Origin of the sequence: Mangrovibacter phragmitis, assembly GCF_001655675.1 — a bacterium.
Classification (GTDB): Bacteria; Pseudomonadota; Gammaproteobacteria; order Enterobacterales; family Enterobacteriaceae; genus Mangrovibacter; species Mangrovibacter phragmitis.
Map to the genome: position 1 here is coordinate 229,252 of NZ_LYRP01000012.1, position 19,030 is coordinate 248,281.

18 protein-coding genes are annotated in these 19,030 nt (G+C 51.2%); 15 read left to right on the forward strand and 3 right to left on the reverse strand.

Features of this window, described 5'->3' with window-relative positions; translation table 11 throughout:
- The first annotated feature begins 293 nt into the window (after positions 1-293).
- Positions 294-1,703 (forward strand): glycoside-pentoside-hexuronide family transporter, encoded by a 1,410-nt coding sequence (locus A9B99_RS11355; protein WP_064597556.1) that lies wholly within the window; start codon positions 294-296, stop codon positions 1,701-1,703.
- On the forward strand, positions 1,700-4,021 hold the full coding sequence (yicI, locus tag A9B99_RS11360) for an alpha-xylosidase (RefSeq protein ID WP_064597558.1): 2,322 nt from the start codon (positions 1,700-1,702) through the stop codon (positions 4,019-4,021). The genes A9B99_RS11355 and yicI overlap by 4 nt, the downstream gene beginning before the upstream one ends.
- 66 nt (positions 4,022-4,087) lie before the next feature.
- Here the strand turns inward: yicI and A9B99_RS11365 are convergent, their stop codons facing one another.
- The gene (locus A9B99_RS11365) at positions 4,088-4,687 is read right to left on the reverse strand and encodes a nitroreductase family protein (RefSeq protein ID WP_064598035.1); all 600 of its coding nucleotides are present in this window, start codon (positions 4,685-4,687) and stop codon (positions 4,088-4,090) included.
- A 612-nt stretch (positions 4,688-5,299) separates the two neighbouring features.
- Between A9B99_RS11365 and A9B99_RS11370 the strand changes: the two genes are divergently transcribed.
- The 13 genes from A9B99_RS11370 to arsC all read left to right on the forward strand — a co-directional run bounded on the left by A9B99_RS11370 (position 5,300) and on the right by arsC (position 16,616).
- Positions 5,300-6,865, forward strand: coding sequence for a BglG family transcription antiterminator (locus tag A9B99_RS11370; protein ID WP_064597560.1), 1,566 nt, complete (start codon positions 5,300-5,302; stop codon positions 6,863-6,865).
- A 24-nt stretch (positions 6,866-6,889) separates the two neighbouring features.
- Positions 6,890-7,360 carry a PTS sugar transporter subunit IIA gene (locus A9B99_RS11375; RefSeq protein WP_064597561.1) on the forward strand — a complete coding sequence of 157 codons (471 nt, stop codon included), beginning with the start codon at positions 6,890-6,892 and terminating at the stop codon, positions 7,358-7,360.
- Between the two features lie 71 nt (positions 7,361-7,431).
- The gene (locus tag A9B99_RS11380; protein WP_064597563.1) at positions 7,432-7,746 is read left to right on the forward strand and encodes a PTS fructose transporter subunit IIB; all 315 of its coding nucleotides are present in this window, start codon (positions 7,432-7,434) and stop codon (positions 7,744-7,746) included.
- Between the two features lie 23 nt (positions 7,747-7,769).
- Complete coding sequence (locus A9B99_RS11385) at positions 7,770-8,861, forward strand: PTS fructose transporter subunit IIC (RefSeq protein ID WP_064597565.1); 1,092 nt, start codon at positions 7,770-7,772, stop codon at positions 8,859-8,861.
- A 12-nt stretch (positions 8,862-8,873) separates the two neighbouring features.
- Positions 8,874-9,725, forward strand: a complete 852-nt coding sequence (locus A9B99_RS11390) for a class II fructose-bisphosphate aldolase (protein WP_064597567.1) — start codon at positions 8,874-8,876, stop codon at positions 9,723-9,725.
- A gap of 78 nt (positions 9,726-9,803) precedes the next feature.
- Positions 9,804-10,664, forward strand: a complete 861-nt coding sequence (locus A9B99_RS11395; protein ID WP_064597569.1) for a ketose-bisphosphate aldolase — start codon at positions 9,804-9,806, stop codon at positions 10,662-10,664.
- Positions 10,665-10,897: 233 nt separating this feature from the next.
- Complete coding sequence (locus tag A9B99_RS11400; protein ID WP_064597571.1) at positions 10,898-11,812, forward strand: ROK family protein; 915 nt, start codon at positions 10,898-10,900, stop codon at positions 11,810-11,812.
- A gap of 182 nt (positions 11,813-11,994) precedes the next feature.
- Positions 11,995-12,096 carry an ilvB operon leader peptide IvbL gene (ivbL, locus tag A9B99_RS23845; RefSeq protein ID WP_110027050.1) on the forward strand — a complete coding sequence of 34 codons (102 nt, stop codon included), beginning with the start codon at positions 11,995-11,997 and terminating at the stop codon, positions 12,094-12,096.
- 107 nt (positions 12,097-12,203) lie between these two features.
- Entirely contained in the window at positions 12,204-13,892 is a 1,689-nt protein-coding gene (ilvB, locus tag A9B99_RS11405) for an acetolactate synthase large subunit (RefSeq protein ID WP_064597573.1), read from the forward strand.
- Between the two features lie 3 nt (positions 13,893-13,895).
- Positions 13,896-14,186: an acetolactate synthase small subunit gene (gene ilvN / locus A9B99_RS11410; RefSeq protein ID WP_064597575.1), complete on the forward strand. Its 291-nt coding sequence runs from the start codon at positions 13,896-13,898 to the stop codon at positions 14,184-14,186.
- A 239-nt stretch (positions 14,187-14,425) separates the two neighbouring features.
- Entirely contained in the window at positions 14,426-14,776 is a 351-nt protein-coding gene (locus A9B99_RS11415) for a metalloregulator ArsR/SmtB family transcription factor (protein ID WP_064597577.1), read from the forward strand.
- Positions 14,777-14,888: 112 nt separating this feature from the next.
- Positions 14,889-16,178, forward strand: coding sequence for an arsenic transporter (locus tag A9B99_RS11420; RefSeq protein WP_064597579.1), 1,290 nt, complete (start codon positions 14,889-14,891; stop codon positions 16,176-16,178).
- A 12-nt stretch (positions 16,179-16,190) separates the two neighbouring features.
- Positions 16,191-16,616, forward strand: coding sequence for a glutaredoxin-dependent arsenate reductase (arsC, locus tag A9B99_RS11425; RefSeq protein WP_064597581.1), 426 nt, complete (start codon positions 16,191-16,193; stop codon positions 16,614-16,616).
- A gap of 228 nt (positions 16,617-16,844) precedes the next feature.
- Here the strand turns inward: arsC and A9B99_RS11430 are convergent, their stop codons facing one another.
- Positions 16,845-17,618, reverse strand: coding sequence for a retron system putative HNH endonuclease (locus tag A9B99_RS11430; protein WP_064597582.1), 774 nt, complete (start codon positions 17,616-17,618; stop codon positions 16,845-16,847).
- Entirely contained in the window at positions 17,606-18,964 is a 1,359-nt protein-coding gene (locus A9B99_RS11435; protein WP_064597584.1) for an AAA family ATPase, read from the reverse strand. Before A9B99_RS11435 ends, A9B99_RS11430 begins: the two co-directional genes overlap by 13 nt.
- Positions 18,965-19,030: the final 66 nt, after the last annotated feature.

The window sequence follows — 19,030 nt, forward strand, 5'->3', positions numbered from 1 at the left end:
CGATTGCTACATGGATGCGCGCGCATTATAACCCTTTTAAACCCCCTGAAAATCCCCCGACGAAAATATTTTCTTCGCTGCGAACAACTTAGCGCAAACCCGCCAGAAGACAGGCCCTGCCTGGCCTGAAATAAATTGAAATCTTGCTTTCAGGTCAACAGGTTGCGCAGATCACAGAAAACAAGAAACGTAATTCCATTACCAGAAAAAACAATACAACCCCTGTCTGGAATCTTCTAAAACGGCAACAGAACACCTTACTTCTGTCTCTGTTAGCCTGAGGAAAACGCACAATGAACAGTCAGGTTTTATCTCTGAAGGAGAAATTTGGTTATGGTCTGGGTGATGCCGCCAGCCATATTGTCTTTGATAACGTCATGCTTTACATGATGTTTTTTTATACCGATATCTTTGGGCTACCAGCTGCCTTCGTTGGTACCATGTTCCTTCTGGCGCGTGCGCTGGATGCGGTATCTGACCCGTGCATGGGGCTGATAGCAGACCGCACCCGCAGCCGTTCCGGTAAGTTCCGCCCATGGATTTTATGGGGCGCATTGCCGTTTGGTATTGTCTGTGTGTTTGCCTATAGCTCACCGGATTTGTCGATGAGTGGCAAAATGATTTATGCCGCCGTGACTTACACCCTGCTCACGCTGATGTATACCGTTGTGAATATTCCTTATTGCGCACTGGGCGGGGTTATCACCAACGACCCGGACCAGCGTATTTCCCTGCAATCCTGGCGGTTTGTGCTGGCAACCGCGGGCGGCATGCTGTCTACGGTGTTAATGATGCCGCTGGTCAAACTGATTGGTGGCGACAATAAAGCGCTGGGCTTCCAGGGCGGTATTGCTGTGCTCGCTGTCGTGGCTATTTTGATGTTCCTGTTTTGTTTCTGGAGCACAAAAGAACGTGTTGAAACCCCACCGAATGCCACGCCAATGCGTGAAGACCTGCGTGACATCCTGAAAAATGACCAGTGGCGCATTGTCGGTGTGCTGACCATTCTCAATATTCTTGCCGTGGCAGTACGTGGCGGGGCGATGATGTATTACGTCACCTGGATAATGGGCAAGCCCGGTGTGTTTGCCCTGTTCCTGACCACGTATTGTGTGGGCAACTTACTCGGCAGTGCTCTGGCAAAACCCCTGACCAGTTTGCTGTGCAAAGTGGAGGTGTTCTGGTTAACCAACGCGGCGCTGTGCGTGATAAGTGCGGGGATGTTTTTTGTACCGATGCATGAAACCGCGCTGATGTTCATTCTGATTGCCGTCATTGGGGTACTGCACCAGCTCGTTACCCCAATCCAGTGGGTGATGATGTCCGATACCGTTGATTACGGTGAATGGCAGAATGGTAAACGCCTGACGGGCATCAGCTTTGCCGGCACCTTGTTTGTGCTGAAGCTGGGCCTGGCGATTGGCGGTGCAATAATCGGCTGGCTGCTGGCATTTGGTGGCTACAGTGCTGGAGCCACCGCGCAAAACAGTGCAACACTTTCTATCATTATTGGCCTGTTTACCCTGGTGCCCGCAGTTTGCTACCTGATAAGCGCGGTAGTGGCAAAACGCTATTACACCCTGAAAACCCCTTTCCTGAAAAAAATACTCGCTGAACTGGCACAGAACACGCGCGATAACCAACAGCCGCTTCTGGATGTGCCGGTGTCTGAACCACACCAAGTTAAGAGGATTGAGTCATGAAAATCAGTGACGGTAACTGGCTGATTCAGCCGGGTCTTGCCCTTATTCACCCGCTACAAGTGTTTGAGGCACAGCAGCAGGGCAATGAACTGGTGGTGTACGCCGCACCACGGGATGTGCGTGAGCGTGCCTGGCAACTGGATACCCCGTTGTTCACTCTGTGTTTCTTTTCACCACAAACCGGCATTATTGGTGTGCGTATTGAACACTTTCAGGGGGGCGTGGCGCGCGGCCCCGATTACCCGTTACAGGCAGACAGCTCAACGCCCGTCACCATCGAAAACAGTGAAACCTGCGCCATGCTGACCAGCGGCAACCTCAGTGTGCGGGTAAGTAAAGGTGAGTTTTGGGCACTGGATTTCCTGCGTGATGGCGAACGGATCACCGGCAGCCAGGTGAAAAATAATGGCTATGTGCAGGACGCTAACAGCGGCAAAAATTACATGTTCGAACGCCTCGACCTGGGCGTCGGCGAAACGGTATACGGCCTGGGTGAACGCTTTACGGCTCTGGTGCGCAATGGGCAATCGGTAGAAACCTGGAACCGCGATGGTGGCACCAGCACAGAGCAGGCCTATAAAAATATCCCGTTCTGGCTCACCAACAAAGGCTACGGCGTTCTGGTCAACCACCCGGAAAATGTCTCGTTCGAAGTGGGTTCTGAAAAAGTCTCCAAAGTGCAGTTCAGTGTGGAAGGAGAATACCTGGAATACTTTGTGATTGACGGCCCCACACCGAAAGCGGTGCTGGACCGCTACACCCGCTTTACCGGCCGCCCGGCGCTGCCTCCGGCCTGGTCTTTTGGCCTGTGGCTCACCACGTCGTTCACCACCAATTACGATGAAGCCACCGTTAACCGTTTTATTGATGGCATGGCAGAACGCCAGTTGCCGCTGCATGTGTTCCACTTCGACTGCTTCTGGATGAAAGCATTCCAGTGGTGTGATTTTGAGTGGGATCCGGCGACATTCCCGGACCCGGAAGGCATGCTGGCCCGCCTGAAAGCGCGCGGGCTGAAAATATGCGTGTGGATCAACCCCTATATCGGCCAGAAATCGCCGCTGTTTGCCGAAGGCAAAGAGAAAGGGTATTTACTCAAACGCCCCGATGGCAGTGTGTGGCAGTGGGATAAATGGCAGCCAGGCCAGGGCATTGTAGATTTCACCAACCCGGATGCCTGCACCTGGTACGCCGGGCACCTGAAACGCCTGGTGGCAATGGGGGTGGACTGTTTCAAAACCGATTTCGGCGAGCGTATTCCGGTGGATGTCGCGTGGCATGATGGTTCCGACCCACAGAAAATGCACAATCACTACGCTTTTTTGTACAACGCCTTAGTGTGGCAGGCGCTCAAAGATACCGTGGGTGAAGAAGAGGCGGTGCTGTTTGCCCGTTCAGCCTCGGTTGGCGCGCAACAGTTCCCTGTGCACTGGGGGGGCGATTGCTACGCCAATTATGAATCTATGGCCGAAAGCCTGCGGGGCGGTTTATCGATTGGCCTGTCGGGCTTTGGGTTCTGGAGCCATGATATTGGCGGCTTTGAAAACACGGCACCGGCCGATGTCTATAAACGCTGGTGCGCGTTCGGCCTGCTTTCCAGCCACAGTCGCCTGCATGGCAGCAAGTCTTACCGCGTGCCCTGGGCTTATGATGACGAAGCCTGCGATGTGGTGCGCCATTTTACCCAGCTTAAATGCCGTTTAATGCCGTATTTATACCGCCAGGCGGTGCTGGCCCATGAATGCGGGACGCCAGTGATGCGCGCCATGATGCTGGAGTTCCCGGATGACCCGGGCTGTGATTATCTCGACCGCCAGTACATGCTGGGTGACAGTCTGTTAGTAGCGCCAGTATTCAGTGAGCAGGGCGATGTAGCATTTTACCTGCCAGCAGGGCGCTGGACCCATTTATGGCATAACGATGAACTGGCTGGTGGCTGGCATAAACAGCGCCATGACGTTATGAGCCTGCCGGTGTATGTGCGTGATAATACGTTACTGGCACTGGGTAATAACGACCAGAAGCCGGATTATGCCTGGCATGAAGGCACGGCATTCCAGTTATTTAACCTGGATGACGGGCGTGAGGCTGTGTGTGAAGTGCCTGCTCAGGATGGCAGCACTCTGTTTACCCTGCGGGTAAAACGTGAAGGCGGCACGCTACAGGTGCATGGCGAAGGGGATGCCCGTAACTGGCACCTTTGCCTGCGCAATATTCACCAGGTAAAAGCAGTGCAACAAGGGGAAAGCCAGAACAGTGAATGGGGGCTTGTGGTTCGCCCGGTTTCTGGGGCGTCATCACTGGTGGTGCATTATTGAGTTGCGGTTTGAGTGATATAAAAACGCCCGGGTATATTGCCCGGGCGTTTTTTAAAACTGTGTGGCTTATTTAGCAACCACAAAGCGGTCTGCATCGTCCATAAACGCTTTATCGCCAGCAGGTGCTTCAATAGAACCGAAGTTCATTTGCGCACGCAGTTTCCAGCTTGCCGGAATGTTCCAGGTGCGCTGTACATCTTCGTCTACCAGTGGGTTGTAGTGTTGCAGGTTCGCTCCAATGCCTTTCTCGGCCAGCGCCATCCACACGGCGTACTGTGCAATACCGGTGCTGTGTTCAGACCATACCGGGAAGTTATCCGCATAAGCGGCAAACTGTTCTTGCAGGTTTTTCACAACATTCTGGTCTTCAAAGAACAGCACGGAACCAGCTGCCGCCGCAAAGCCATCAATTTTTTGTGAAGTCGGGGCGAAATGTTCTGCCGGGACAATTTTACGTAGTTGTTCGCGGGTCAGTTCCCAGAATTTAGTGTGTTCTGCACCCAGCAGGATCAGCGCACGAGAGCTCTGCGAGTTAAACGCAGAAGGTGCCTGGCGAATGGCTTCTTTAATCAGGGCGACAACGGCATCATCAGAAACAGGCAGTGTCTTACCCAGTGCATAAACGGTACGGCGTTGGGTTGCCAGCGAATGGAATTCTTGTTGCATAATCTCTCCCGAACTAGTCTCAGTACCTTTGAATAAGTTAATCAGGTTTTTAATCCACATTTTCTTTAAGGTCAATCTCAAAGCATGCCATTAACATGGCTGAACCAGAAAAGGCAGAGGATCTGTGATACCTGTCTCAATGCCCGTTTGATCAGTAAGTTACTTCTGGCATTTTGCTGGTTAACGTGGCGTTAGCGGCAGCCTGAAGCGCCCTGATGTGTAATGATAGTACGCCTGGCGGAACTTGAGAGAAAACTGAACTATTTGTTGTTATATTTCAAAAAAACTGAACAAAATGGAGGTGCGGTGTAGTGCTGAACTATATGGTGAGAAAAGACGCTGGAGAATAAATACACCAGCTGTGTCGGTTAATAAAATTAATAATTGAGATGCCTGTCACGCAAAGTAATTGCAAAAATGTGATCTGCTCAGAATAAATGAGCCATTTTCAGCGGTGTTTGTTAATTGTCCGGATATATGGACAGTTTTTAGTATTGTAGCTGCACATGTGGCTCTCTATATTTATTATCACAGAGCGTTCACAGAAACGGTGCCAGAAAAATTGAGCGGTTAATTTTATTTATTAATCTGGTCTGTAACTAAAGGTAAAAAATGAAAATGATTACCTCACGACAACACAGATTATTACGTTTCCTGTTACAACAGCAGGAATATGCCACGTTACTCAGTCTGGCAGAGCAGTTTGCTGTGTCGGAAAAAACTATTCAGCGCGATCTGAATATCATTAATGATTACCTGGCTGAGTGGAATATCCGGGCAGATAAAAAAGCCGGTGCCGGTGTTTTGCTGGTGGCTGAAAATATGGCGGATTTATTGCAACTGGAACAAAAAATTAACGGCGAAAATGATGACGCTGGCGGGATTATGGGCCATGCCCGCCGGGTAAAAATCGCCTCTCAGTTACTGAGTGAGACCCCAAAAGAAACCTCAATCAATAAGTTGTCAGAACGTTACTTCATTAGCAATGCCTCTATTGTCAATGACTTAAGGATTATTGAAGAATGGATAACTCCCCTGGGGCTACAGTTAATTCGTAGCCAAAGCGGCACCCGTATTAAAGGTAATGAAAACAGTGTGCGCCAGGCGATGGCCGCACTGATTAACGGGTTGATGAACCACCAGGAGCCAGGGTCCGTGAACCATTCACGGCTGGACCCAGGGAGCTATAAAGCGCTGGTTCAGTATTTTGGTGAGGAAGATGTCGCTTTTGTCCAGGCACTGTTGCAGGAGATGGAACAGGCACTGGCCTACCCACTGGGTGAACCTTATTACATCAACATTTTTACCCATATTTTAATTATGATGCACCGCCGCACCAGGGGAAATTTACTGGATAATCCGGGCTATGTTACCCGGTCGCATGTGGATGACCCGGTTTTTGTGGTTGCCGGGAAAATGGTGGCAGAAATCGAACAACGTATTGGTCTGCCATTACCTGAAGATGAAGTGTGGTTTATCTACCAATATATTATTTCGTCCGGTGTGCTGGTAATGGAAAATCAAAGTGGCAGCCTGTTGCATGCCGAATTATTTAGCGATGAGGCCCGTGATATTACGCTGCATTTGGTCACGAAGTTTTCGCGGTTAATTAACATTGAACTTAATCTTGACCAACAATTATACGAAGGGCTGGTGGTGCATATTCGGCCATTAATTAACCGGCTTAACTACCAAATCATTATTCGCAACCCATTGCTGGATGATATTAAAAATGAGCTGGCGGATATTTATTACCTGACACGTATCGCAGTAGAACAGGTGTTTGTTCGCTACACGCCGCGGGCTGTGTCTGACGATGAAGTGGGCTACCTGGCGGTGCATTTCCAGGCGGCGGTTGAACGCCAGATTGCCCGTAAGCGCGTGTTGCTGGTGTGTTCAACGGGTATAGGGACATCGCATTTACTGAAAAGCCGGATTCTGCGGGCATTTCCTGACTGGGAAATTGTGGGTGTTGTCTCTTCAGCAACTGCGCAAAGCGTAACCCAGCAAATGGCGCCAGACCTGGTTATTTCCACGGTTCATCTGCCTGAAGGGGAAACTCCGGTGGTGTATGTCACTGCGTTTTTCAATGATGCGGATATCCGGCGGGTTACCGACAAACTGATAACAGAAAAACTGCACCAGGCCAGTGAGGCTTATGCAGTGACACAACTTTGATTCTATTGTGGTGAGAGGTGGTTTATGGATATCACGAAAATATTAAATGTCAGCCATGTGAAGTTAAATATGGTGGCGAAAACAAAAGACGAAGTGATTGAAGAATTAACGGATTTATTATTAGCCGATGGTGCAATTACCAACCGCGATGAGTTTATTCGCGATGTCTGGCAGCGGGAAGCTGAAGGGTCTACAGGGTTTGAAAATCATATTGCCATTCCCCATGGTAAATCCTCGGCTGTCAGCCATACCACACTTGCCATTGGGCGTACCCAACAGGATATTCCCTGGGAAACACTGGATGGCAGCCATGTCCGCTGCATCATTTTATTTGCTGTTCGCCTGGAGGATCAAAATACCACACATATTCGTTTGTTATCTCAAGTTGCCAGTGCGCTGGCGGATGATGACGTAATCGCCCGGCTGCTGGCAGAAAATAATCCAAATAATATTATTCAGTTATTTAGCCAATACGCTGAAACAGATATCTGCTAACCCTACAAACTCATTATCTTTTTACTTAATAGCGGTAGTGAAAATAGTGAGAATAACTATCGAGAGTGATTATGAATATTGTTTGTGTTGCCGCCTGTACAGCAGGCATTGCCCATACTTATATCGCACGTGAGAAACTGATTAAAGGAGCCAAACAACTTGGGCACCAAATTAAAGTGGAAACCCAGGGAACTATTGGTACAGAAAATGAGTTACTGCCAGATGATATCGCTCAGGCTGATGTCGTGATTCTGGCAATAGATGTGAAAATAAAAGGTGAGGAGCGTTTTAAAAATAAACGTGTGGTGCGTGTTAAAACCGAGGTGGTGATTAAATCACCGGTCCAGTTTATTGAAAAAGTCGCGAAGTCATTAAGCCACGCCTGATCCTCACACTGGAGGGTTTTATCATGAAAGAAAATAAAACACCGGTTTCTCAGGAAATAAAGCGCCATTTATTAACAGGTATTTCCTGGATGATTCCCCTGATTGTCGCTGCCGGGATTTGTATTGCCCTGGGGCAAATCCTGGGTGGAACGGATGTCGGCAAAAAAGTGGATACAATCCCGTGGATGCTCAACCAAATCGGTGGCTGGGGGATGGGGTTAATCGTACCGTTAATTTGTGCTGCCATTGCTTATTCAATTGCCGATCGGCCCGGTTTTGCTCCGGGGTTAATTGTCGGGTTTGTCTGCGGGCAAATTCACACCGGGTTTATTGGCGGGATGCTGGGGGGTTTTTTGGTGGGCTACACCGTATTGCTGCTTAAACGGTACATAAAGTTACCGCAGTCCATGCAGGGGCTAATGCCCATCATGATATTGCCAGTGTTAAGCACCATTATCAGCGGGCTGTTGATGATGACCTTAATCGGCAAGCCTATAGCCTGGTTGCAGGAAGCGTTGATTCAGATGTTGCAATCCATGCAGGGCGGTTCCCGCTTTGTGATGGGCGCTATTCTTGGCGCGATGGCGACGTTTGATTTTGGCGGTCCGGTGAATAAAACCATGTCGCTGTTCGCCGATGGCATGCTGGTCAGTGGTGTTTATGGCCCGGAAGCCGTGAAGTTTGTTGGGTCGATTATTCCACCGTTTGGCATCACGCTGTCGTTCCTGCTGACCCGCCACAAATATACCCGTGCCGAAAAAGAGGCCCTGAAAGCCGCGTTCCCCATGGGCATTTGCATGATAACCGAAGGGGTAATTCCTATTGCCGCACGGGACTTATTGCGGGTGGTAGCCTCCTGCGTTGTTGCCTCGGCAGTCGCTGGCGGGCTGATTATGGTCTGGGGAGTGGAAAGCCCGGTTCCCCATGGTGGCATGTTTGTAGTGCCGTTATTCACTCATCCCTGGTTGTTCTGCCTGGCGCTGGGCATTGGCACGGTTATCTGCGGTGTCATGTTGTCGATTATCAAAAAACCAGTCACTGAACAGGATGAAGAGTTTGATGAACTCTCTGACCAAAAAGTGGATGACGACGAAATTACCTTCACCCTGGAATAAACGGAGCGTGCCATGTTTGCTGAAATGAAAACTCTGGTCGCACAGGCACAACAAGGGCATTACGCCTTGCTCGCCATCAACTGCGTCAATATGGAAACAGCAAGGGCCGCCATTCGTGTTGCTGAACAACACCGGGCGCCCATCATTCTGAATCTGTATCAGGCGCATTTAGCGCACTTTCCGGCAGATATCGCTTTCCCTCTGGTGAAATCGCTGGCCGAAAAAGCACAGGTACCGGTTACCCTGAGCCTGGATCATGGTAAAGATCCGGGCCACATTCACCGCTGCTTCCGGGCCGGATTTAGTGGGTTGATGATTGATGCCTCGGCTTTTCCGCTGGATGAAAACGTGCGACAAACCCGGGCGGTGGTGGAACTGGCTGCCAGTGCTGGTGTGTGCGTTGAAGGGGAACTGGGGCACCTGGGAGACGCACCGGTCTATAACCATGCCACGAATCGCGACCTGATGACCAACCCGGCAGATGTCGCCCCGTTTATTGCCAGAACCGGCATTGATTTGTTGGCGGTGTCTGTGGGAACAGCACATGGTATGTACCCGGAAGGGGTCATCCCGGCAATTGACTTTGACCGGCTGGCTGCTGTTTACCGTGAATCATCGGTGCCTCTGGCGCTGCATGGCGGGAGCGGTACGCCATTTAGTGAACTTGCCCGCTGCCCGCAATTTGGGGTGGCAAAAATCAACGTGGGCGCGGCGGTGTTTGATGCCGGGAAAAACGCCTTACTTCATACCCTTTGCCACGATAAAGACCGCGATATGGATGCGGTAATGGCCGCAATGGAAGAGGCCTGTATGGCTGCTATTGAGCCATATCTGGAAGCCAGCGGCGCTATCGGCAAAGCCTGATTATTCACTGTGTTACCTGTTATGCCAGCGTAATCCTGCCTGGCAGGGCTGGCTGTTACCCAAAAATGGAGAATGACGATGTTAGTGTCCATGCAACAACTCCTGAAATATACCCGCCAACACCACTTCGCGGTGGGGGCATTTAATGTGGCGGATAGCTGTTTTGTGCGCGCTGTAGTGGAAGAAGCAGAGGCCGCAAACGCGCCGGCGATTATCTCTATTCACCCCAGCGAACATGACTTTGTTGGCGATGCGTTTTTTGCCTATGTGCGGGACATTACCCTGCGCAGCCCGGTGCCCTTCGTGATTCACCTTGATCACGGGGCATCTATTGAACATGTGCAACGGGCGATTCAGTGCGGGTTCACATCTGTAATGATTGACGGCTCTCTGCTGCCTTATGAAGAGAATGTGGCGCTAACCCGCGAAGCCGTGCGCCTGGCGCATGCGGTTGGCGTGTCTGTTGAAGGGGAACTGGGCACGATTGGGCAAACCGGCACTTCTGTTGAAGGTGGTGTGTCCAAAGTCACCTATACCGACCCGGCGCAGGCGGAAGACTTTGTTAACCGCACTGGTGTGGATACCCTGGCCGTCGCTATTGGTACGGCGCACGGCATCTACCCGAAAGGCATGCAACCACAGTTACAGATGCACATTCTGAAAGATATTGCCGGGCGTACTTCCATTCCTCTGGTGCTGCATGGCGGCTCAGCTAACCCCGATGCGGAAATTGCTGAATCCGTCACGTTGGGTGTCGGGAAAGTAAATATCTCCAGTGATATGAAGTATGCCTATTTCCAGAAAGTGCGCGAGATTTTAAGCAAAGAAACCTGGTGGGATCCTAACGTTATCTACCCTGAGCCTATCAAGGCCGCGCGTGAAGTGATCCGCTACAAAATGAAGCTGTTCAATTCCGTGGATAAAGCCAGCCTGTATTGAGCAGGATGGCGGGTAACGGAGCTGGTTATCCATTGTGTGATAACCGGCCTGAATGTGATGACAAACCTCATGTCCGCACAGAACGAGAGGATGTCACCCAATAAAAAACCAGGAAAATCAATTTATTGATTTTCGGCTGCTAACTAAAAAGAAGGAAAACCACGCTTTTCCCTTCTTTTTCATCAATCTGTGGCGTGCTGATGCACGCCGTTTTTGCCTGAAGGGGGTGAACTGTGTTGCAGGCAGGGCTGGATATTGGTGGCACGAAAATCGCGGCGGTGGTGCTGGACAGCACTGGCCGGGAGTGCGGGCGCTGGCGGCAGCCCACACAAAAAAGCAGTTATGAGCAGTTTCTGGAAAGCGTGAGCCAGCTGGTGAATACCCTGCGCCAGCAGCTTGCAGAGCCTTTTTCACTGGGTATTGCGTTGCCGGGCAGTGTGTCGCCAGTTTCCGGGCGCATTCGTAACGCCAATATTTTAGTGCTGAACGGGCAACCGCTGGCGCAGGATTTGGCTACGCGCCTCGGGCAACCTGTTACCCTGGCGAATGACGCTAACTGTTTTGCGCTCTCGGAGGCCAGAGATGGTGCCGGTGCGGGGTACAGCAGTGTTTTCGGTATGACATTAGGCACCGGCTGTGGCGGTGGCCTGGTTTTCAATAACCAACTGATTATTGGTGGATACGGCTCGGCGGCGGAGTGTGGCCATATTCCTTTGCCGGGGTATCAACCAGAGAATGATGGCCCGGCTGTGCGTTGCTATTGCGGGCAGGAAAACTGTGCCGAAAGTTTTGTTTCCGGTACAGGCCTGGCGCGCGGGTATCACTTGCTGGCCGGGGAAGAAGTTTGTGGTGAGCAGGTGATAAGCCGTGCACAGGCAGGTGACGCAGCCGCGCTGCAGCAAGTTGCCCGTTTCCGCAGCCAGCTTTCTCGCCTGCTGGCGACAATAATTAACGTGGTGGACCCGGCAGTGATTGTGCTGGGTGGCGGGTTATCACAATCCCCACTGTTGCTGGAAGGTATGGCGCAACAGGTTGCTCCCCGGGTATTTACCGACCACTTCCAAACCCCGATTGTTACCGCTCAGCACGGGGCGAGCAGTGGAATGCGCGGTGCAGCATGGCTGGGCGCTGAACAGGGGGTGCGGTAACAAGCGGTGTTATGTGCCAACGGGCGAACCGCAATGGCAGGGCTGCAACGGTTGTGACAGGCGTCAGAAGGAAACGTGACTGTGGCAACAATTTCCTGTTATTGCCAAAAAAATCGTTGTCTAAACGCGCCAGCTGTGTTTGTATATTTTTTAACGTAAAAATAACACAACACAGGCCCCAAATGACTGCAATCCGCAATGCACAGGCTCTACTACTTACCGCGCTAACCGCCGCGGTAGTGGTCGTCGTGCGTGTGGTGGTGGTCGTCGGCAAAGCGCCGTAGGGTCTGAATCAACGCACGATTCCAAACCCCGCCGGCGCAAACCGGGCGGGGTTTTTACTTCCGACTCGCCCAACAACGCTGGCCCAGAAGAAAAAGGATACTGGAGCATGGCAACAACGGGCAGCAGCATATCGCAATCTCAGCGCATGACAGGCGCGCAGTTAATTGTTCACTTACTGGAACGGCAGGGGATAACCCAGGTCACCGGCATTCCTGGCGGTACCGTGTTACCGCTGTATGATGCATTAAGTGAAAGCAAACAAATTCGCCATATTCTGGCTCGCCACGAACAGGGGGCTGGTTTTATCGCCCAGGGAATGGCGCGAACCCAGGGAAAACCCGCAGTGTGTATGGCCTGCAGTGGGCCGGGCGCGACCAACCTGGTGACAGCCATTGCCGATGCCCGGCTGGATTCAATTCCACTGGTGTGTATCACCGGCCAGGTGCCGTCCGCAATGATTGGCACCGATGCGTTCCAGGAAGTGGACACTTACGGCATCTCCATTCCCATTACCAAACATAACTACCTGGTGCGCCATATCAGCGAATTGCCGCAGGTTATCAGTGACGCGTTCCGTATTGCTCAGTCTGGCCGCCCGGGCCCGGTATGGGTGGATATCCCGAAAGATATTCAGACGGCGGAAATCGACCTTGATTGCCTGCCTGAACCCGGTGTGCGCCAGGGGGCTCCGGCCTTTTCGGCTCAGGCAGTTAGTGAAGCGGCAGCGATGATTAACCAGGCAAAGCGCCCGGTACTCTACCTGGGCGGGGGGGCTATTGGGGCTGCAGAGCAGGCGCGCCAGCTGGCGGAAACAGCCAACCTGCCAACTACCATGACACTCATGGCGCTGGGTACGCTGCCTTCTCATCACCCGTTATCACTGGGGATGCTGGGGATGCATGGCGCAAGAAGCACGAACTACATTCTGCAGGAAGCAGATTTACTGGTGGTGATGGGGGCGCGTTTTGACGACCGCGCCATTGGTAAAACGGCAGAGTTTTGCCCCAATGCCAAAATCATTCATGTGGATATCGACCGGGCGGAACTGGGGAAAATCAAACAGGCCCATGTTGCCATTCAGGGCGATGTCAGTGAGGTACTGGCGCAGTTACTGCCCCAGGTGATGCCACAACCCCGCACCGAGTGGCGCGCGCTGGTGAATGATTTACAGCGCGAGTTTCCCACCCACTTCAGCAGTGAAGACCCGTTATCGCACTATGGCCTGATCAACGCGGTTGCACAGTGTGTGGATGACAACGCGGTGATCACCACCGATGTGGGGCAGCACCAAATGTGGGTGGCGCAGGCTTACCCGCTGAACCGCCCGCGCCAGTGGCTGACTTCCGGCGGCCTTGGCACGATGGGGTTTGGCCTGCCCGCGGCGATTGGCGCAGCACTGGCAGAACCAGAACGCACGGTGATTTGCTTTACTGGCGATGGCAGCCTGATGATGAATATTCAGGAAATGGCAACGCTTGCGGAAAATGGCCTGAATGTGAAAATCGTGCTGATGAACAACCATGCGCTGGGCCTGGTGCATCAGCAGCAAACTCTGTTCTATAACCAGAATGTTTATGCCTGTACCTATCCTGGCATGACGCAATTCATGCCGATTGCCGCCGGGTTTGGTCTGGCAACCTGCGATTTAAATGCCGCGCCTGACCCGCAGGCTGCACTGCGCGAGGCAATTTCCCGCCCGGGGCCGTGCCTGATTCATGCCAGCATCGACCCGAATGAAAAAGTGTATCCGATGGTACCGCCAGGTGCGGCCAATACTGAAATGGTGGGGGAATAAGCCATGCAACAACAACATTGTGAAGCCGTTATCCTGGAACTAACCGTGCGTAACCACCCGGGCGTAATGTCCCATGTGTGTGGTTTGTTTGCCCGCCGGGCCTTTAACGTTGAAGGGATTTTGTGTCTGCCACTGGAAAAGGGTGATCAGAGCCGTATCTGGTTGCAGGTGCTTGATGACCAGCGCCTGGAACAGATGATTAGCCAGATAGATAAACTGGAAGATGTGGTACAGGTTACCCGCCATGAAGCGGATCCTGGTGTGTTTAATAAGCTGGGGCTGTTTTTCCAGTAGCACTTTCCCGCCTGTTCTGGCACCCGGCCGGGAGATTCACTTCCGGCCGTTAGTTTTATGCGTGCCCGCCGTTCTGCCAGCCCGTCAATTTACTGCGTTACCGGTATTTTGCCTTTCCCCAGTTTATGTCGGGGTCTTCATGCGTGTTTTTAGAAGTTTTTACATATGGAAAAACGAATATGTTTTTGACTTTTTATATATGAAGCGCGACACTGCCTGCCAGTTACAGGAGAACCCATATGGCACAACTCACCCCGCTGGCATTATTCAAAAATCTGTCTGATGAAACCCGTCTGAACATTATTCTGCTGCTCAGAGAGATGGGCGAAGTGTGTGTGTGCAACCTTTGTAATCTGCTGAACCAGTCGCAGCCGAAAATCTCCCGCCATCTGGGTATGTTACGGGAAAGTGGGTTATTACTGGGCCGCAAGCAAGGGAAATGGGTGCATTACCGTTTGTCGCCACAAATACCCACATGGGCAGCGCAAGTGATTGAGCAGGCCTGGTTAAGTGAGCAGGAGACTATTCAGAGTTTAGCCCATGTTCAACGGGGGAAGAGTAGTACAGGCTGTGGTGTGTCAGTGTGTTAAGTATTTTCTGTTCATATTCGAATAAACATATTTAATAAGTTGAGCGGTACTGAGTGCCGGCTCATTTTTTATGGTGACTCAGAGCAGCTTTGCTGTTCTGCCTGGAGGAGTTATGTTGCTGGCCGGGGCTATTTTTATCCTGACTATTGTATTGGTTATCTGGCAGCCGAAAGGCCTGGGGATTGGCTGGAGCGCTATGCTTGGCGCAATACTCGCGCTGGTGACGGGGGTGGTGCAACTCAGTGATATTCCTGTGGTGTGGCATATTGTCTGGAATGCAACAGCGACCTTTATCGCCATTATTATCATCAGCCTGTTGCTGGATGAATCCGGCTTTTTTGAATGGGCCGCGCTGCATGTGGCGCGCTGGGGAAATGGCCGTGGGCGGCTGTTATTTACCTGTATTATTTTGCTGGGTGCGGCGGTCTCTGCGTTGTTTGCCAACGATGGCGCAGCGTTGATTTTAACGCCTATCGTTATTGCCATGCTGCTGGCGCTTGGGTTCAGCAAAGGTGCCACGCTGGCCTTTGTGATGGCGGCGGGTTTTATTGCTGATACCGCCAGCCTGCCGCTGGTGGTTTCTAACCTGGTGAATATTGTTTCTGCAGACTTCTTCCGCCTGGGGTTCAATGAATACGCCTCGGTGATGGTTCCCGTGGATATTGCCGCTATTATTGCCACCCTGGTGATGCTGCACTGGTTTTTCCGCAAAGAAATTCCGCCTGAATATGACCTTGCCCGCCTGAAAGACCCGGCGCTGGCCATTAAAGATAAAGCCACGTTCAATACCGGCTGGGTTGTGCTGGTGCTGTTGCTGCTGGGCTTTTTTGTCCTGGAGCCAATGGGTATTCCGGTGAGTGCCATTTCTGCGGTGGGCGCGCTGGTGTTGTTTGTGGTTGCGAAGCGGGGTCATGCCATTAATACCGGTAAAGTGCTGCGTGGTGCGCCCTGGCAGATAGTGATTTTTTCGTTAGGGATGTACCTGGTGGTGTATGGCCTGCGCAACGCCGGGTTGACCAGCCATCTTTCTGATATTTTGAACTGGCTCTCTGGCTACGGGCTTTGGGCTGCAACTCTTGGAACCGGGTTCCTGACCGCAATTCTTTCCTCCATTATGAATAACTTGCCCAGTGTGTTGGTTGGGGCGTTGTCGATTGATGGCAGTACAGCCACGGGCGTTATCAAGGAAGCGATGGTGTACGCCAATGTGATTGGCTGCGATTTGGGGCCGAAAATCACCCCAATTGGTAGCCTGGCGACTTTGTTGTGGCTACACGTTCTTGCGCAAAAGAATATGAGGATCACCTGGGGTGGCTACTTTCGCACTGGGGTAATCATGACATTGCCCGTTTTGTTTGTGACGCTGGCGGCACTGGTGCTGCGCCTTTCTTTCACTTTGTAATGAGATATTGCTATGAGCAACATCACCATATATCACAACCCCAATTGTGGTACTTCACGCAACACGCTGGAGATGATTCGTAACAGCGGCGCAGAGCCTGACGTTATCCTTTACCTGGAAACCCCGCCTGCGCGGGATGAACTGGTTAAACTGATTGCCGATATGGGCATTTCTGTGTGGGCATTGCTGCGTAAAAATGTTGAGCCATTTACCGACCTTGGCCTGGAGGAGGGGAAGTTCTCCGACGACCAGTTGATTGATTTTATGTTGCAGTACCCCATTCTGATTAACCGCCCGATAGTTGTGACCCCACTGGGAACCCGGTTGTGCCGGCCATCTGAAGTGGTGCTGGATATTCTGCCGGGTGAGCAAAAAGGCGCGTTTGCCAAGGAAGATGGTGAGCAGGTGGTAGACAACACCGGCAAGCGGTTGAAGTAAAGCCTGAGTTTAAGTAAAAAATAAAGGGCAATGGCTTCTGGTTACTGCCTGCGCCATTGCCTTATTTTTCAGCTCGCCTGGTCAGCAAAGGGGGCTTTGTTGTAAGGCCGGTGTAATATTCCGCGCCCGAGGCCTGTATCACCGCCTTCAGTGTGCGCCATTTTTTATTGTGGCAATATTTACGCTGTATTCAGGAAGTCATTTGGATAACGCCTGAACCCCGGGCAGTTAATCAATATGAGCGCAATGCTGCTGGATCACTTGTTCACCCAAAGAGCCGAATAATGCCCGGGTGGCTGAATGAAATGCCCGCAGTTGTGCAAATGCGGGCTGAATTAACTGGGGGTGTTTACGCGGTGTGAGCGTTAATTCGCATTCTGCCAAATGGCGGACAGCCTCAACGGCATTGTCGTTAATGAGCCGGGTTATTTCATCTTCAATTTCTTTAAGCCAGCGCCGCCGCTCTGCAATGAGAAAAGGCGCATTCAGGTTCAGCAAGGTGATGGTGTAATCTGCTTTAGCAGTGTCTGCTGCAGATAACCCACTTTTAGGCTGAATACTTCCATCCAGTGGTAAATAGACAAAATAGTCACGGCAGTTTGCTGACTGCGGGGAAATAAATAAATTTGGGTTATAGAGACTTCCTTTATGGTGCCCGGCAAATCTGGCTGAACCGGTATAGGTTTTTAAATCCTGATCTGAAAGGGCGCTGCGCAGCAGATTTAACTCATCGAACGTGCGAGTGGGAAAGAGGCTTTTGGGTTGTTCATGCTCGAAATGAGAACCAATGCCGTGGGTGTTTTGTATATCCGCTAAATTAAGCTCTGTATAACAACACAAACCAAATTGTTCGACCAGAAGTTGGTGAAATAACGTATTACGGTTATCTCTGAAGTTTTTCCAGGCGCGCCTCGCCGCATCGTGTGTTGCCGGAATACCATTATTGGCTTGTGCCGCCGCCAGGTTGGCGTTGCCGCGCACTTGTTTTTTTATTCTGCGCATTTCCCTAAGAACTCCTTACGCTGAATCGCTCTGTCTGCGGCTGCCAGGTCAGAATGATGTTCGCCCATCATCTCCTGAAGGCGTGCTCTGAGCGCCAGCGCCTGGGCGCTTTTCCCCATGCCAGATTCAATCATGACAAAGTACTCTTTGAGCATATCGCTGTGATTAAGCGGAGGGCGGGTATCCACACCCAAAACCTGGGTCAGCACATAATGGCTCTGCTCACCAAAAGTATTACCAAGTGGTTTATGAGCGGTGTGTTGGCCCAGAATTAAAATTTGCTCTTTTCTTACGGTGGTTAATACCTGGGGACTGTGAGTGGTAACAATAAATTGCAGGCCTGGAAATGCCGCTCCAAGGTTTTGTAATACAAGCTGTTGCCACTGAGGGTGAAGATGCATATCAACTTCATCAATCAGTACCATGCCTTGTGTTTTTACTACGGCATTTTCCTGAAGATGGCTGTTGAGGCGAACACAACGGTAGGCAATATCAGCGACCATACCCACCATATTACGGACACCATCGCTGAGCATGGAAACCGGAACATTACCTTGTTCAGGATGGCTGGCGATAATTTCTTTCGCCGTTGCACTATAACGAATATTGGACCAGCCAGATGGCTGCAGTACGGTATTAACTGCTGTTGTAATTGCCCTGAGCAGGCGGCTGCGTAATGTATTGCCTGAAACTAACGCATCAGATAACCCCGACTCTTCAAGGATTTTCATTTTGCGCTCAAGTTCAGCAATTGTTTCATCACGTAGCCAGACGGCAAATGCAGAATAGCTGGATTCTGGGTCCATACAATCGCGATACCCTTCAAACCGGCTGGATTTACTCAGTGAAGCAACTTTTAAGGAGGAGAGTTTTTTTTGTTTCCACAAACGGCCAGTGCCGTAATAACCAAATAAAGGTAATTCTGCTGGCTTATTATCCTGCACATCTTTCTGTAGTTGTTTAGCAAAATCTTTCAGGCTTTTGACTTGAGTGGTGCGGCCTTTCAGGGTGTTCCTCACCCGGCTCCAGTTTTCGGGAAATCCGCCAGGGTAATCCTGCCAGGTGGTGCAACTAATCGTTACCGGGAATTGGTATTCCATCGCGAAGGTATCATCAGCATCTTCCCGGGTATGTTTCGCCAGGTGAATTTCGTTGTCATGAACGCCACGATCAACCCCTGTTCCCAGTGCCGTGAAGAATTGACCATAGGCAATTGAAATGGCATCAAGAAGAGAGGTTTTTCCCTGGCCGTTCAGACCGACAAGAACATTTATGCCCGGACCAAATTCACATTCAAATTGCCGGAACCCTCTGAAATTTTCCAGAAAGAGTCGTTTCAATTTCATGATAGATAACCCACAGCCCTGAAGGTTGCACAATGTGATTGTTTAAAACGTTTGCAGTCTTCTGCC